The following is a 14,028-nucleotide window of genomic DNA, read 5'->3' on the forward strand; positions in this document are numbered from 1 at the left end:
GGCTCGGGGTCACCCCTTCAGGGCGCCCCGGGGCCGCGGCTGGCAGCGCGGGCAGCTGTACGACGACCGGTTCATGAACGACTCGCGGCGGATCGGCGTACCGCACCGCCGGCAGGGCTCACCCTCCCGCCCGTACGCGTTGAGCGACCGGTCGAAGTAGCCACTCTCGCCGTTGACGTTGACGTACAGCTCGTCGAAGCTGGTGCCGCCCTGCTTGATCGCCTCGCCGAGCACGTCCCGGACGTGGCCGAGCAGCCGGGTGGCCGCCGGCGCGGTGAGCGCGTCGGTCGGGCGGGCGCCGTGCAGCTTGGCCCGCCACAGCGCCTCGTCGGCGTAGATGTTGCCCACCCCGGAGATCAGCGTCTGGTCCAGCAGCGCCCGCTTCACCTCGGTACGCCGCCGCCGCAGCGCGGCGACGAACCCGGCGTCGGAGAACTCCTCGTCCATCGGGTCCCGGGCGATGTGCGCGATCTCCGTGGGCAGCTCGGCACCGCCCTCGCTGACGGAGAGACCGCCGAAGGTGCGCTGGTCGACGAAGCGCAGCTCCGGACCGTCGTCGGCGAACCGGAACCGGACCCGCAGGTGCAGCTCGTCGGCCGCGCCGGCCGGCTGCAGCAGCAGCTGGCCGGACATCCCCAGGTGACCGATCAGGGCGTCGCCGCTGTCCAGCGGCAGCCAGAGGTACTTGCCGCGCCGGCGCACGTCGGTGACCGTACGGCCGGCCAGCACGTCGGCGAAGTGGGCCGGGCCCGGGACGTGCCGCCGGACGGCGCGCGGGTGGCGCACCTCCACCGAGGTGATCCGGCGGCCGGTGACCCACTGGGCCAGGCCCTGCCGGACCGTCTCGACCTCGGGCAGCTCAGGCACGGCCCAGTCCCGCCTCGGCCGGGTCGGTCTCCGCCCCGGCCTCCGCCGCGGCCCGCTCGGCCTGCTCCTTCTCGGCCTGCGCGGTCAGCTCCCGCCAGGCCGCCTCGGCCGCCCGCTGCTCGGCCTCCTTCTTGCTGCGCCCCTCGGCCCCGCCGTAGCGGTTGCCGGCCACCACCACCCACGCGGTGAAGGTCTTGAGGTGGTCCGGGCCGGTGCCCTCGATCCGGTACTCCGGGACGCCCAGCCCCAACGCGGCGGTGAGCTCCTGGAGGCTGGTCTTCCAGTCCAGCGCGGCGCCCCGGCCGGCCGACTCCGCCATCAGCGGGTCGAAGAGCCGGTGGATCACGATCGCGGCGGTCTCCAGGCCGTACTGGAGGTAGATCGCGCCGAGCAGCGCCTCCAGGGTGTCGGCGAGGATGCTCGCCTTGTCCCGGCCGCCGGTGCTCTCCTCACCCTTGCCCAGCAGCAGGTACGCGCCGAGCCCCTCCGGCCCCAGGCCCCGGGCCACGTCGGCCAGGGCGCGCATGTTCACCACGCTGGCCCGCAGCTTGGCGAGCTGCCCCTCGGGCAGGTCCGGGTGGTTGCGGAAGAGCGCGGTGGTGATCACCACCCCGAGCACCGAGTCGCCGAGGAACTCCAGCCGTTCGTTGGTGGGCAGGCCGCCGTTCTCGTAGGCGTACGAGCGGTGGGTGAGTGCCCGCTCCAGCAGCTCGGGGTCGAGCGTCACACCGAACGCCGCCTCGAGGTGATCGAGGGGAGCACGCCGCCGCTTGTCGTTCGTCATGGGCCTACCTCTTCGTTCGGAACTGCCGGGGGCGCGAACCCCGTTCTCGCGCTCACGGTCGTACGTCCTCGGTGCGGTCACCGACCGGCGAGGAGACGGCGCCGTCGAGCAGTGCGCGGACCCGCTCACTGGTGCCCCGCCGCCACAGGTGGGCGGCGAGGGCGATGCCGGAGGCGACGTCGTCGGCCCCGGCGGCGCCGTGGCACACCACCACCGTCCCGGCCACCCCGAGCAGGGCCGCCGCCCGGGGGGCGCCGCCGCCGGCGGGCGGGCCGCCGGCCATCGCGTACGCGCCCTCGATCGCCTTCAGCAGCACGTTACCGGTGAAGCCGTCGGTGACGATGACGTCGGCGCGCTCACCGAGGGAGACGTCGTACCCCTCGACCAGGCCGACGTAGCGCGCCCCGCAGGGCAGCGACGCGGCGGCGAGCAGGGCGTCGGCGGCCTTGCGGGGACGGTCGCCCTTGCCCGCCTCCGTGCCCACCGACAGCAGGCCCACCCGGGGCCGGTCGACGGCGTGGGTGAGCGCGGCGTAGGCGGCGCCGAGCACGGCGTGCCGGGCCAGGGTGAGCGGGCGGGGTTCCAGGGAGCCGCCGACGTCGAGCAGGACCACCGGGCCGGCGACGGCCGGCAGGGTGGCCACCAGGGCCGGCCGACGGACCTCCGCCCAGCGGCCGAAGCCGAGCGCGGCAGCGGAGACGGTGGCGCCGGTCGAACCGGCGGAGACCAGCGCGTCGGCGGCGCCGTCGCGGACGGCGGCGACGGCCGCGCGGACGGTGCTGTCGGCGCGCGGCGCGTGGTGCGCCGGGCCGGCGGCGGACCGCACCGGCCGGAGCGTGGTCCGGGCGCGCTGCTCCGGGGTGAGGGCGTCGATCAGCGCGGCCGCGACCTCGGTCGGGCCGACGAGCAGCAGGTGCAGGTCCGGATCGGCGCGTACGGCTCGCAGAGCGCCGTCAACCACGACGGCGGGGGCGTCGTCCCCGCCGAGGAGGTCAACGGCGATCCGCGCGGTGCCCGGCTCCATCGAAACGCCGGCCGGAGCGGGCCGGCCGGCGTCGGAGGGAGCCGGGGCACCGGGCGATCGCCAGGGTGCGCGCGCCACCCGACCCGTGGTCGGGGGCGTCACTCGGCGTCCAGGTCTCAGACCTCGAGGACCTGGCGGCCGTTGTACGTGCCGCAGACGGAGCACGCGGCGTGCGGCAGCTTGGCCGACTTGCACTGCGGGCAGGCCACGGTCGCGACCACGGCCGCCTTCCAGTTCGCCCGGCGGGACCGGGTGTTGCTGCGCGACATCTTGCGCTTCGGGACGGCCACGGTTCCTACTCCTCTGTACGGTTCAGTTGCGACAGGCCCGCCCAACGCGGGTCGATCTGCTGGTGGCTGTGGTCGGCCGGCAGATCGTCCCAGTGCACCCCGCACTCGGGGCACAGTCCTGGGCAGTCCTCCCGGCAGAGCGGGTTCGTCGGCAGCGTCAGCACCACCGCGTCCCGCAGCGCCGGCTCCAGGTCGATCAGATCGCCCTGCATCCGGCCCACCTCGTCCTCGTCGGTCGTGTCGTCCGTGGTGCTGTTCTCGTACGCGTACAGCTCCTGGATGTTCACGACCACCGAGTCGTTGATCTGGCGCAGGCACCGGCCGCACTCGCCCCGGACGGGACCGCTGATGGTTCCGGAGACGAGCACGCCCTCGGACACCGACTCCAGCCTCAGGTCGAGGTCGAGGTCCGCGCCCTCCGGCACGCCGATCAACTCCACGCCGAGGTCCGCCGGTGCCGGGGCGACCCGCTTGACCGTACGCAACGCGCCAGGCCGACGCGGCAGGTCCCTCGTGTCGAGGACCAGCGGCGACCTGGGGTTGAGTGTCGATGGCGAGTGTTTGGGCATAGTCAGACTCCGGCCGGTGAGAGGCCGACAAAAAAGGTTACCTGGGCGACCGCCCCACCGTCGAACCGGGGGCAGCGCCCGACCTGTGTGTCGGTGCGATGAGGTGCCGCTCAAAAGGGTAGCGGGCGTTCCGCCTCATCCCCACCGAAGGTGCCGATCTCCCGCAGCGCGTGCATCTTGTCCCGGCCACGCTCTATCGAGGCCAGGGCCCGGGTGAGGAACTGCTCGAAATTGGCCAGCGCGGTGTCGACGTAGTCGTCGACCTCGTCGCGCAGCCGCTGCGCCTCGGCCCGGGCCTCGGCGATGATCCGGGCCCCCTCGTGCTCCGACGAGACGGTGATCTCGTTCACCGACACCAGGCGGGCGTGTTCCGCCTCACCCTCGCTGATGATCCGGTCGGCCTCCCGCTTGCCGGCCTCCATGATCTTGTCCCGCTCCTCCAGGAGGGCGGCGGCGCGACGCAGGTCGGCGGGGAGTTCGCCGCGAAGCTCGTCCAGGGCCGCGATCATCTCGCCCCGGTCGACCATGCAGTTGTTCCGCGACATCGGGACGGAGCGGGCCTGCTCCACCATGGCGATCAGTTCGTCGATGCGATCGAGCGGGTCCACCGGTACCTCACTCCTGTCGTTCGTCGGCCGACCTACATGATGCGGGCTACGGCCGGATTCCCGCTCCACTCATGATGTCGTGTGCGGGCGAGCCTCGCCCCATCCGCCCCGGCGCGGCGCGTCGCGACGAGCCGCCCGCCGGTTCCGGCGGGCGGCGGTGCGCGGCGAACGTCAGCCCCGGTGCTCCGGGCCGAGCCGGGCGACCAGCTCGTGGCGCACCACGTCCGGCACGTGCGCGGAGATGTCGCCACCCCACTTCGCCACGTCCTTGACCAGGCTGGAGGAGAGGAACGAGTAGAGCGGGTTGGTCGGCATGAACAGCGTCTCGACCCCGGCGAGGCCGATGTTCATCTGGGCCATCTGCAACTCGTAGTCGAAGTCGCTGACCGCCCGCAGGCCCTTGATCAGCACGCTGGCCTCCTGCGCCCGGCAGAAGTCGACCAGCAGGCCGCGGAAGGACTCGACGCGGACGTTCTCATACGAGGAGGTCACCTCGCGGAGCATGTCGATCCGCTCCTCGACGGTGAACAGGCCCTTCTTCGCCTGATTTACCAGCACGCCGACGATCACCTCGTCGAAGAGCCGGCTGGCCCGTCCGATGATGTCGAGGTGTCCGTTGGTGACCGGGTCGAACGAGCCGGGACACACCGCACGTCTCATGATCGGCGACCGTACCAAAGCGTGGTCTCGCCGTAACGGCGACTGCGCTCGGCGGTGACGCCCTGCATCCACTCGACGGGGCCGGTGCGGCTGGAACGCTCCACCACCACCAGGGCGCCGGGGGCCAGCCAGTCGTGCTCCACCAGGGCGGCCAGCATCGCGGTGATCTCGGCGTCGGGCACCGCGTACGGCGGGTCGGCGAAGACCACGTCGTACGGCTCGCCGCCGGGGCCGGCCGCGAGCACGCCGGCCACCTTGCCGGTGACCAGTCGGGCGGCCGGCGTGGCCCGGAGCGCGGCGACGTTCTCCCTGATCACGCGGGCGGCCCGCGGGTCGGACTCGACCAGCAGCACGTGCTCGGCGCCCCGGGAGAGCGCCTCCAGCCCGACCGCGCCGGAGCCGGCGTACAGGTCGGCGAAGCGGGCGCCGACCAGGTCGATCTCGGCCTGCACCGCGCTGAACAACGCCTCGCGGACCCGGTCCGAGGTGGGTCGGGTGCCGGCGCCGGGCGGCGCGGCGATCCGCCGGCCGCCGAGCGTGCCGGCGACGATCCGGGTCACGGTCTCCCCCTGCTCATGACGATGACGCTACGCGACGGGCGGGCCGGGCCGGCCGACACGGTCCGTCCCGATCGGGTGCCTGGATGATCACGACCGGTTCATCAATGATCTCAGATTTATAACATCATTCTTAGCCGATCCTGAGCGCTGTGCCGTGGGTGGCGATTTCACTAGGGTCGGCCGGGTGCCGGCGACCCTCCGCCGGCCGCAGGGCGCGGGGAGCGCGCCGTCGCGGGACGTGCCGCATGCGACCACGACCAGAGCACCGCCACCCCACGCCGCACCCTGACGCTTCTTCACCCCGGGAGTACGCGTGATCCGTCCCCAGCTGTCGCCCCGGCGACCGCTCGCCGTGGCCGCCGCCGCGCTGGCCGGCCTCGCCACGGCGTTCGCCTTCACGGCGCCAGCGAGCGCCACCAACACGTCGCCCTCGCCGTCGGCCTCCCCGACCGTGACCGCCTCGCCGAGCAGCCCGACCCAGCCGGCGCCGGACTGCGTCAAGGCCGCCGACGCGAAGTACACGCACACCTTCGACGGGCCGAAGGGCGAGGCCTCGATCACCCTGACCAACGGCCCGCTCTGCGCCGGCGAGGAGCAGGAGCTGGCCCTGGTGTCGTACGTGACGCCGTCGGCGAAGTTCGCCGTGCCGCAGTACGTGCTCGACAAGTCGGTCAAGAAGTTCGTCGGCGTGGGCGCCGGTGACCTGGGCGTGGCCACCCTGGACTTCCGGGTCGAGGTGCCGAACTGCTACACCCAGGTCGACTTCGTCTTCGGCAGCACCATCATCGACCCGCTGACCGACACCAGCGACCGGTACGGCAACCGCAAGGTCGGCAGCTCCGCCGGCATCGGCGCCCGCTCCACCGGCCCGCAGGGCTGGTACAACGGCGGCTCCGGCACCTGCTCGGCTGTGCCCGAGGTGATCGCCGAGTCCGACTGCGAGGGCAGCGTCGAGCTGACCCTGGTCAACCGGACCGGCAACGCGGCGGCCACCTTCACCATCACCGGCAGCGGCGGCTTCACCGAGACCGTCACCGTCCCCATGCGCAAGATCGAGACCCGGAAGCTCAACCCCGGGCAGGCGCAGAAGGTCACCGTGACCGCCAAGGGCATGCCGGACTTCTCCGGCGACTGGGAGAAGCCCGAGGACTGCCAGCAGCCCGAGGTCGGTGCTCCGGAAGCCGGCTTCGAGTCGACCTGCGACGCGATGATCTTCCAGATCAGCAACCCGGAGGACGGCGCCACCCTCACCTCGACCTTCACCCCCAGCAAGGGCGAGGCGAAGACGCTGACGGTCGAGCCGGGCCGTACCGGGTCGGTCAGCTTCAAGGCCAGCAAGGGCCTCACCGTCACGGTCACCGGCGACCTGGACTCCGGCGGCCCGCTGGCCTGGGAACAGCCGAAGGACTGCGCCGAGGGCGGCACGGGCGGCGGTGAGCCCGGCCTGCCGGTGACCGGCGCGGCGGCCGGCGGCATCGCCGCGGGCGCGCTCGCCCTGCTGGCGGCCGGCGCGGTGCTCTTCGTCATGGCGCGACGCCGACGGATCCGCTTCACCGCCTGATCCACTGTGGTCCCCGTGAGGGCGCGCCGACTCCACCGGTCGGCGCGCCCTTCGCGTACCCGCCGTCCACCATGGACCTGGTTGCAGTCGTCCGGTGACGGTCGGTATATCGATGATCTCGAAACGGCAACAACCGCCGTCGGCTGCGAGGCGGCCCGCTACCCGTCGGTACAGTCACCCGGCGCGTACGCTCGCGCGGACGCGCCGTGGCCCGAGGAGGCCGCGCTGAGCCACGACCCTCGGTCCCGCCGGCTCCCGCCTCCCGGCCGCACACCCCGCGCACCTCCCCCCGTCAGGAGTACACGTGAACCGCCTGAAGTTCCGGCGCGTCGCGGCGATCGCCGCCGGCACGCTGATCGGCCTCGCCGGCGTCGCGACGGTCGCCGGCCCCGCAATGGCCCACCACCCCGAGCCGTCGGGCACCTTCTGCGCCGCGCTGGACGGCAAGATCACTGTCAACTGGACCGTCGGCAACAGCGAGACCGACCTCGCCGGCACCATCACCAAGCTCGTCTCGACGGTGCCGGGTGACGTCACCGGCGCGCTGGCGCTGAACGCGCCGCTGCCGAAGAAGGGTGAGGGGGTGCTGACCGGCACCCAGTCGCACACCTTCACCGGTGCGCTGCCCGAGCTGAAGCTGACCGTCGAGGCTCGGTGGGACCGGGGCGACCGGATCATCACCGAGGAGCGCACCGTCACCGCGCAGCCCGCCGGCGACTGCGGCCCGGCCGAGTCGCCGTCGCCGTCGCCGACCACCCCGGAGCCGACGAAGTCCCCGGAGCCGACCAAGTCTCCCGAGGTCACCCCGTCGCCGTCGAGCACCAGCCCGACCGCGACCCCGTCGAGCACCCCGAGCGCGCCGGAGGAGCCGGTGTTCCGGCTTGAGGAGACCTGCGACGAGATGACCTTCATCGTGGAGAACCCGGCGAAGGGCATCCCCTTCACCGCCACGTTCACCACCGAGAAGGGCGTCACCAAGAAGCTCGAGTCCACCCCGGGCAAGACCAGCTCGGTCAGCTTCGACGCGTACGCGGGCCTGAAGGTCACCGTCTCCTACGACGTGGTCGAGGGCTCCGAGACCATCGAGTACACCCAGCCGAAGAAGTGCGACGAGGGTGAGGGTGGCGGCCTCCCGGTCACCGGCGCCGCCACCGGTGGCATCGCCGCCGGTGCCGTCGTGCTGCTGGCCGCGGGCGCGATCCTGTTCGTGGTGGCCCGCCGCCGCCGGGTGCGCTTCACCGCCTGAGCACCACCTGCCTGAAGCCGAGGGCGCGTCGACCGACCGGTCGGCGCGCCCTCGCGCCGTTCCCGCCCCGTCCCGGTCGGAGTCCGCGATGGCGCCCAGCTGCGGATCAGCTCGACCGGTGCTCACCCGGCCTGCGCCTCCGGCGCGCGGTCGGCACCTGCGCCGTGGTGGCGCGCGGTCAGGGCGGGGTCGGGGCGCGGTCCGGGCGGTCGGCACGCGGTCGGGCGCGGTCCGGGCGGTCGGCACGCGGTCGGGCGCGGTCCGGGCGGTCGGCACGCGGTCGGGCGCGGTCCGGGCGGTCGGCACGCGGTCGGGCGCGGTCCGGGCGGTCGGCACGCGGTCGGGCGCGGTTGGGGCGCTCGGCTCGCGGTTGGGCGGTCGGCGCGGCGCACGTAGCCGTGCAGGGCGCACTTCACCCCTGCGCGTCCTTTAGACCTGATGACGTAAACGATTCAGCGCGGGCGAGTGCGGGGCGATGCCGTGGCACGCCCGGGCAGGGTGCGACGGCACGGCAGGGAGCGACCGGGGCCAGCCGCAAGGGGCGAGCGAGGCGAGGCCCGGCACCGTGAATCGTCTACGTCATCAGCTCGACAGGAGCCCCGACGAACAGGCGCGGACAAGGCACGGCGCCGTGAATCGCCTGCGTCATCAGCTCCAAAGGAGCCACGCCCGACAGGCGAGGCGAGGCACACCGCCGTGAATCGTCTACGTCACCAGCTTCGACAGGGGCCACGACAGTGGTCCGGTCCGGCGGAGCCACTGACAGCCTGATCGGTCGGCACCCGACAAAGCGACGGGTGCCGGCACCGAGAGCACGCAACGCCGGCCGGTCAGCCCTTCTCCAGGTACTCGGCGCGTTCCTCGTCCACCAGCGCGGCGACCGATGCGGCCAGGGCCGGATGCCGTGCCAGCTCCGGGTCCTCCTCGACCAGGGCGATCGCCTCGGCGCGGGCGTCGCGGATCAGGTCGGTGTCGCGCAGCAGCGACAGCAGTCGCAGGTGCGAGCGGTGGCCCGACTGGGTGGCACCGAGCACGTCGCCCTCCCGGCGCTGTTCCAGGTCCAGCTCGGCCAGCTTGAAACCGTCCGTCGTGGAGGCCACCGCGTCCAGGCGTTCCCGGGCCGAGGACCCCTCGGCCGCCTCGCTCACCAGCAGGCAGAGCCCGGGGGCGGTGCCCCGGCCCACCCGACCGCGCAGCTGGTGCAGCTGGGAGACGCCGAACCGGTCGGCGTCCAGCACGATCATCACGGTGGCGTTGGGCACGTTGACGCCGACCTCGATCACCGTGGTGGCGACCAGCACGTCCAGGTTGCCGTCGGCGAAGGAACGCATCACCGCGTCCTTCTCGTCGGCGGGCAGCTTGCCGTGCAGGACACCGATCCGCAGCCCATGCAGCGGCCCCTCGGCGAGCAGCGGGGCCACCTCGGTCACGGCCAGCGGCGGCCGTCGCCCGTTGTCGTCCTCCCGCGGCGGCTCCTCCTCGCTCTGCGGGCCTTCGCCGATCCGGGGGCACACCACGTACGCCTGGTGGCCGGCGGCGACCTCCTCGCGCAGCCGGCGCCAGGCCCGGTCCAGGAAGGCCGGCTTCTCCGCCGCCGGCACCACGTGCGAGGCGATCGGCGAGCGGCCCTGCGGCAGCTGGGACAGGGTGGAGGTCTCCAGGTCGCCGTAGACCGTCATCGCGACCGTGCGCGGGATCGGGGTCGCCGTCATCACCAGCACGTGCGGCGGCTGGTCGGCCTTGGAGCGCAGCGCGTCGCGCTGCTCGACGCCGAAGCGGTGCTGCTCGTCGACCACCACCAGGCCGAGGTCGGCGAAGTCCACGCCCTCGTAGAGCAGGGCGTGGGTGCCGAGCACGATGCCGGCCCGCCCCTCGGCGACCTCGGTCAGGGCCCGTCGCCGGGCCGCCGCCCCGAGTGAACCGGTGACCAGCTCCACCCGGGTCGCGTCGTCGGCCGCGCCCAGCTCACCGGCCATCGCCAGCGGGCCGAGCAGGTCGAGCATGCCCCGATGGTGCTGCGCGGCGAGCACCTCGGTCGGGGCGAGCAGCGCCGCCTGGCCGCCGGCGTCGACCACCTGGAGCATGGCCCGCAGCGCCACCACCGTCTTGCCGGAACCCACCTCGCCCTGCAACAACCGATGCATGGGGTGCGGGGTGGCCAGGTCGGCGGCGATCTCGACGCCCACGTCCCGCTGGCCGGGCGTCAACTCGTACGGCAGCCGGGCGTCGAACGCGTCGAGCAGACCACCGGGCTTCGGCGGGCGGGGCCGGGCCGGCCAGGACGCGGCCCGGTGCTTGCGCTGCACCAGGGTGAGCTGCACGGCGAACGCCTCGTCCCACTTGAGCCGCCGGCGCGCCCGGTACAGCTCCTCCTTGCTGGACGGGCGGTGGATCTCGCGGAGCGCGTTGCCGATGCCGACCAGGTTCCGGCTGGCCCGCACGGTCGCCGGCAGCGGGTCCTCCGGCGGGGTGAAGGTGTCCAGCACCACCCGGACGCAGCGGGCGATCACCCAGGTCGGTACGGCCGCGGCGGCCGGGTAGACCGGGATCAGCGCCCCGGCGAACTCCTCGATCTCCTCGCTGGCCGCCGCCTCGCCGTCGGTCGAATCCCCGAGGAGCTGGTATTCGGGGCCGTTGAGCTGCCGCTTGCCCCGGAACTCGGTGACCTTGCCGGCGAAGAGCCCCCACCGCCCGGGGCGCAGCTCCCGTTCCCGCCACGCCTGGTTGCCGAAGAAGGTCAGGGTGAGCACGCCGCCGGAGCCGTCGCCGACGGTCACCTCCAGCAGGTTGCCCCGGCGCTGGCGCATCGGTCGCACCGCGGTGCGCTGCACCTGGGCCAGCACGGTGACCTGCTCCCCCACGTCCAGGGAGCGGATGTCGGTGTGCTCGCCGCGCTCGTCGTACCGGCGGGGGAAGTGGTAGATCAGGTCGCCGGCGGTGTGCAGGTCCAGGTGGGCGGCCAGGGCCTTGGCCGTCTTCTCCCCGACCAGCTTCTTCAGCGGCGTGTCCACCGTGGACGGCTCGGACGTCATTCGACCCCCACCAGGAGCGGATAGTGCGGCTGGCCGCCCGGGTACGCCTGCACCTCGACGAACGGCCAGCGCCGGCCGACGTGCGCGCGGACCGCCTCGGCGAGGCCGTCCGGGGCGTCCGCGCCGGTGAGCAGGGTGACCATCTCGCCACCGCCGCCCAGCATCCGGTCGACGACGGCGGCACAGGTGTCGACCAGGTCGGCGCCGATCAGGTGCACCTCACCCTCGACCAGCGCCAGCACGTCGCCGGGGCGGCAGGGGCCGGCCACGGTCAACGCCTCGCGGCTGGCGTGGCACACCTCGGCGTACCGGCAGGCCCCGGCGGCCTCGGCCATCGCGATGACGTCGTCCTCGAAGCGCCGCCTGGGGTCGCGCACCGCGAGCGCGGCCAGCGCCTGCACCGGCGAGCGGGTCGGCACCACGCTGACCTTGATCCCCAGGCGGTGCGCCTCCTTCGCGGCGGCGCTCGCCACGGCCTGGGTGTTCGGGTCGTTGGGGAGCACCACCACGCGGGCCGCGTCGGTGGTGCGGATCGCGTCCAGCAGCTCGCCGGTGGACGGGTTGCCCGGCACCACGGTGGCGCCCTCGCCGGCGAAGAGCTCCGCGATGCCCGCGCCGGCCGCGACCACCACGGCCGCCCGGCCGTCGACCGGCGGGCCGGGCCGGGGGGCCGGCGCGGTCTGGTCGGCGAAGCGGGTCACCGAGATCCGGTACGGCCGGCCCGCGACCACGCCCGCCTCGATCGCGGCACCGACGTCGTTGACGTGCACGTGCACGTTCCAGGTGGTGGAGGCCGCCGGTGCGGCGCCGTCGCCGACCACCACCAGCGAGTCGCCCAGCGTGGCCAGTTCGGCGCGCATCCGGGCCACCGCCTCGTGGTCGGCGTCGAGCAGGAACTGCACCTCGTACGCGTACTCCTCGGAGCCGGCCTCGCGGACGGTGGTGAGCGGCGGGCGGACCGTGCGGGTCACCGGCGCCGGCCGGGGTGGGCTCTCGCCGGTGATCACCTCGACCAGCGCGTCGAGCAGCAGGCAGAGCCCCCGGCCGCCGGCGTCGACGACGCCGGCCCGGGCCAGCTCGGGCAGTTGCTCCGGGGTGCGGGCCAGGGCGCGGACGGCCTCCCCCGCCGCCGCCCGGGCCACCGTGCGCAGGTCGTCGCTGTCGGCCTGCTCGGCGGCGGTGGCCGCCGCGGCCACGACGGTGAGCACCGTCCCTTCCACCGGGCGGGCGACCGCCGCGTAGGCCGCCGTGGCGGCGGCGCGCAGCGCGGTGGCCAGCTCCCGGCCGCCGACGGCCGGGACGGCGGCGAGCGCGTCGGCCAGGCCCCGCAGGATCTGCGACAGGATCACCCCGGAGTTGCCCCGGGCGCCGAGCAGCGCGCCCCGCGCCATCAGCCGCAGCGCGTGCCCGTGCGCGGTGGGCCCGTCCCCGGGGAGGGTGTCGAGATCCATCGCCAGCGCCTGCTGGGCGGAGGTGAGGGTGAGCACCATGTTGGTGCCGGTGTCGCCGTCGGGGACGGGGTAGACGTTCAGGTCGTCGATCTCGCCCTGGTGGCGCCGCAGTGCGGTCAGCCCACCCGCGCACCAGCGGCGCACCGCGGCGGCGTCGAGGGTGTCCAGCACGGCCAGAAGCCTACTGTCGCGCACCGACACCCGCCCGGGCCGGCCGGTGCGCCCCGGCGTGTCCCCCTGCCGGGCGGCGGGTGAGCCCCGATCGCACCGGAGGCTCCGGCAAGCTAATCTCGTGGTGCGTCCCCGTGTCGGCGTTCACCCGGGGGACGGACTGGTCGGGCGGCCGTGACGGTGGCCCGACTCACATCGGGCCGCTCCGCTCGGGGCGGTTGGCCGGTCACCCCGGTCATCGGGTAACCTGGCCGGGTTGCCCGGGCAGTGCCTTGCCGGCGACCTCATGAACGTATCAATCCCAGGAGTATCCCGTGGCTAGCGTGTGCGACGTCTGTGGCAAGGGACCGGGCTTCGGCCACAACGTGTCCCACTCGCACCGGCGGACCAACCGCCGCTGGAACCCGAACATCCAGTCGGTGCGCACCCCGGCCGGTGGCGGCAACACCAAGAAGATGCAGGTCTGCACCTCGTGCATCAAGGCCGGCAAGGTGACCCGCGCCTGACGCGGTAACGCCTCCAGCTCGAAGAACGCCAGCACCGGCGGGCCGTCACGGTCCGCCGGTTCTGTCGTGTCCGGGTCCGTTCGTCCCCGGCGAGGTCGTCTCCTCGGCCCGCCGCAGCGGCCTGGTGCCGACCTGGGGCGACGACCCCGCCGAGGCGACCCGGGCCGCCCGGCACGCGGCGGGACTGGTGCAGATCAGCGTCGGCTGAGACCGGCCCCGCCGGGCCGTGGGCGGGTCAGAGGGTACGGCCGAAGGAGAGGCAGCCCGGCGCGTCGGCGTAGAAGCCGAAGTTGGGGATCCGCTCGTAGCCGGCCGAGGTGTACATCGCGATCGCCTCGGGCTGCCTGTCGCCGCACTCCAGGATCATCCGCTTGCGCCCGTGGTACCGGGCGGACTCCTCGACCGCGGCCAGCACCGCGCGGGCCACCCCGCGCCCCCGGGCCGCCGGGACGGTGTACATCCGCTTCAGCTCGGCGGTGTCGTCGCCGTGGCTGCGCCAGCCGCCGCAGCCGACCGGCTCGCCGTCGAGGTAGGCGACGAGGAAGGCGCCCTGCGGTGGGACGAACTCGGCCGCGTCGACCGGCGTGTCGTCGCCGCTGCCGCCGTACCGTTCGCCGAGGTCGGCCAGGGCCGCGCTGATCAGCGACCGCGCCACCGGCGAGTCGAAGGCCAGCGGGCGGATCTCGATCTCACTCACGG

At 73.9% G+C, this 14,028-nt stretch carries 14 protein-coding genes; 3 read left to right on the forward strand and 11 right to left on the reverse strand.

All coding sequences use genetic code 11. The annotated features are described in order from the left end of the window. Positions 1 to 9: 9 nt before the first annotated feature. From mutM to rsmD, 8 genes are all read right to left on the reverse strand, one after another. Entirely contained in the window at positions 10 to 867 is an 858-nt protein-coding gene (gene mutM / locus V6U88_RS06860; RefSeq protein WP_334450888.1) for a bifunctional DNA-formamidopyrimidine glycosylase/DNA-(apurinic or apyrimidinic site) lyase, read from the reverse strand. After that, positions 860 to 1,651 carry a ribonuclease III gene (gene rnc / locus V6U88_RS06865; RefSeq protein ID WP_334450890.1) on the reverse strand — a complete coding sequence of 264 codons (792 nt, stop codon included), beginning with the start codon at positions 1,649 to 1,651 and terminating at the stop codon, positions 860 to 862. The genes mutM and rnc overlap by 8 nt, the downstream gene beginning before the upstream one ends. A 52-nt stretch (positions 1,652 to 1,703) precedes the next feature. Beyond that, entirely contained in the window at positions 1,704 to 2,675 is a 972-nt protein-coding gene (locus tag V6U88_RS06870; protein ID WP_334450892.1) for a phosphate acyltransferase PlsX, read from the reverse strand. A gap of 116 nt (positions 2,676 to 2,791) precedes the next feature. After that, positions 2,792 to 2,965 (reverse strand): 50S ribosomal protein L32, encoded by a 174-nt coding sequence (rpmF, locus tag V6U88_RS06875; protein WP_088963525.1) that lies wholly within the window; start codon positions 2,963 to 2,965, stop codon positions 2,792 to 2,794. Between the two features lie 5 nt (positions 2,966 to 2,970). After that, complete coding sequence (locus V6U88_RS06880) at positions 2,971 to 3,534, reverse strand: YceD family protein (protein ID WP_334450899.1); 564 nt, start codon at positions 3,532 to 3,534, stop codon at positions 2,971 to 2,973. Between the two features lie 110 nt (positions 3,535 to 3,644). Next, positions 3,645 to 4,142, reverse strand: a complete 498-nt coding sequence (locus tag V6U88_RS06885) for a hypothetical protein (protein ID WP_334450900.1) — start codon at positions 4,140 to 4,142, stop codon at positions 3,645 to 3,647. A gap of 171 nt (positions 4,143 to 4,313) precedes the next feature. Next, a complete protein-coding gene (gene coaD / locus V6U88_RS06890; RefSeq protein ID WP_334450901.1) occupies positions 4,314 to 4,802 on the reverse strand; it encodes a pantetheine-phosphate adenylyltransferase in 489 nt (162 codons plus the stop codon). After that, positions 4,799 to 5,362: a 16S rRNA (guanine(966)-N(2))-methyltransferase RsmD gene (gene rsmD / locus V6U88_RS06895; protein ID WP_334450902.1), complete on the reverse strand. Its 564-nt coding sequence runs from the start codon at positions 5,360 to 5,362 to the stop codon at positions 4,799 to 4,801. Before rsmD ends, coaD begins: the two co-directional genes overlap by 4 nt. A gap of 313 nt (positions 5,363 to 5,675) precedes the next feature. Here rsmD and V6U88_RS06900 point away from each other — a divergent pair, with 313 nt between their 5' ends. Together V6U88_RS06900 and V6U88_RS06905 are read left to right on the forward strand one after the other, a co-directional pair. Beyond that, entirely contained in the window at positions 5,676 to 6,923 is a 1,248-nt protein-coding gene (locus tag V6U88_RS06900) for a cell wall anchor protein (protein ID WP_334450904.1), read from the forward strand. A gap of 304 nt (positions 6,924 to 7,227) precedes the next feature. Then, positions 7,228 to 8,169: a cell wall anchor protein gene (locus tag V6U88_RS06905; RefSeq protein ID WP_334450906.1), complete on the forward strand. Its 942-nt coding sequence runs from the start codon at positions 7,228 to 7,230 to the stop codon at positions 8,167 to 8,169. 830 nt (positions 8,170 to 8,999) lie between these two features. Here V6U88_RS06905 and recG read toward each other — a convergent pair. Then, on the reverse strand, positions 9,000 to 11,201 hold the full coding sequence (recG, locus tag V6U88_RS06910; RefSeq protein ID WP_334450907.1) for an ATP-dependent DNA helicase RecG: 2,202 nt from the start codon (positions 11,199 to 11,201) through the stop codon (positions 9,000 to 9,002). Further along, positions 11,198 to 12,823, reverse strand: a complete 1,626-nt coding sequence (locus tag V6U88_RS06915; RefSeq protein ID WP_334450909.1) for a DAK2 domain-containing protein — start codon at positions 12,821 to 12,823, stop codon at positions 11,198 to 11,200. The genes recG and V6U88_RS06915 overlap by 4 nt, the downstream gene beginning before the upstream one ends. 314 nt (positions 12,824 to 13,137) lie before the next feature. Here V6U88_RS06915 and rpmB point away from each other — a divergent pair, with 314 nt between their 5' ends. After that, entirely contained in the window at positions 13,138 to 13,329 is a 192-nt protein-coding gene (gene rpmB, locus V6U88_RS06920; RefSeq protein WP_088963534.1) for a 50S ribosomal protein L28, read from the forward strand. A gap of 235 nt (positions 13,330 to 13,564) precedes the next feature. Here the strand turns inward: rpmB and V6U88_RS06925 are convergent, their stop codons facing one another. Next, positions 13,565 to 14,026: a GNAT family N-acetyltransferase gene (locus tag V6U88_RS06925; protein WP_334450914.1), complete on the reverse strand. Its 462-nt coding sequence runs from the start codon at positions 14,024 to 14,026 to the stop codon at positions 13,565 to 13,567. Between the last annotated feature and the right edge of the window lie 2 nt (positions 14,027 to 14,028).

The sequence above is a fragment of the Micromonospora sp. CPCC 205739 genome (genome assembly GCF_036906795.1).
Lineage (GTDB): Bacteria > Actinomycetota > Actinomycetes > Mycobacteriales > Micromonosporaceae > Micromonospora.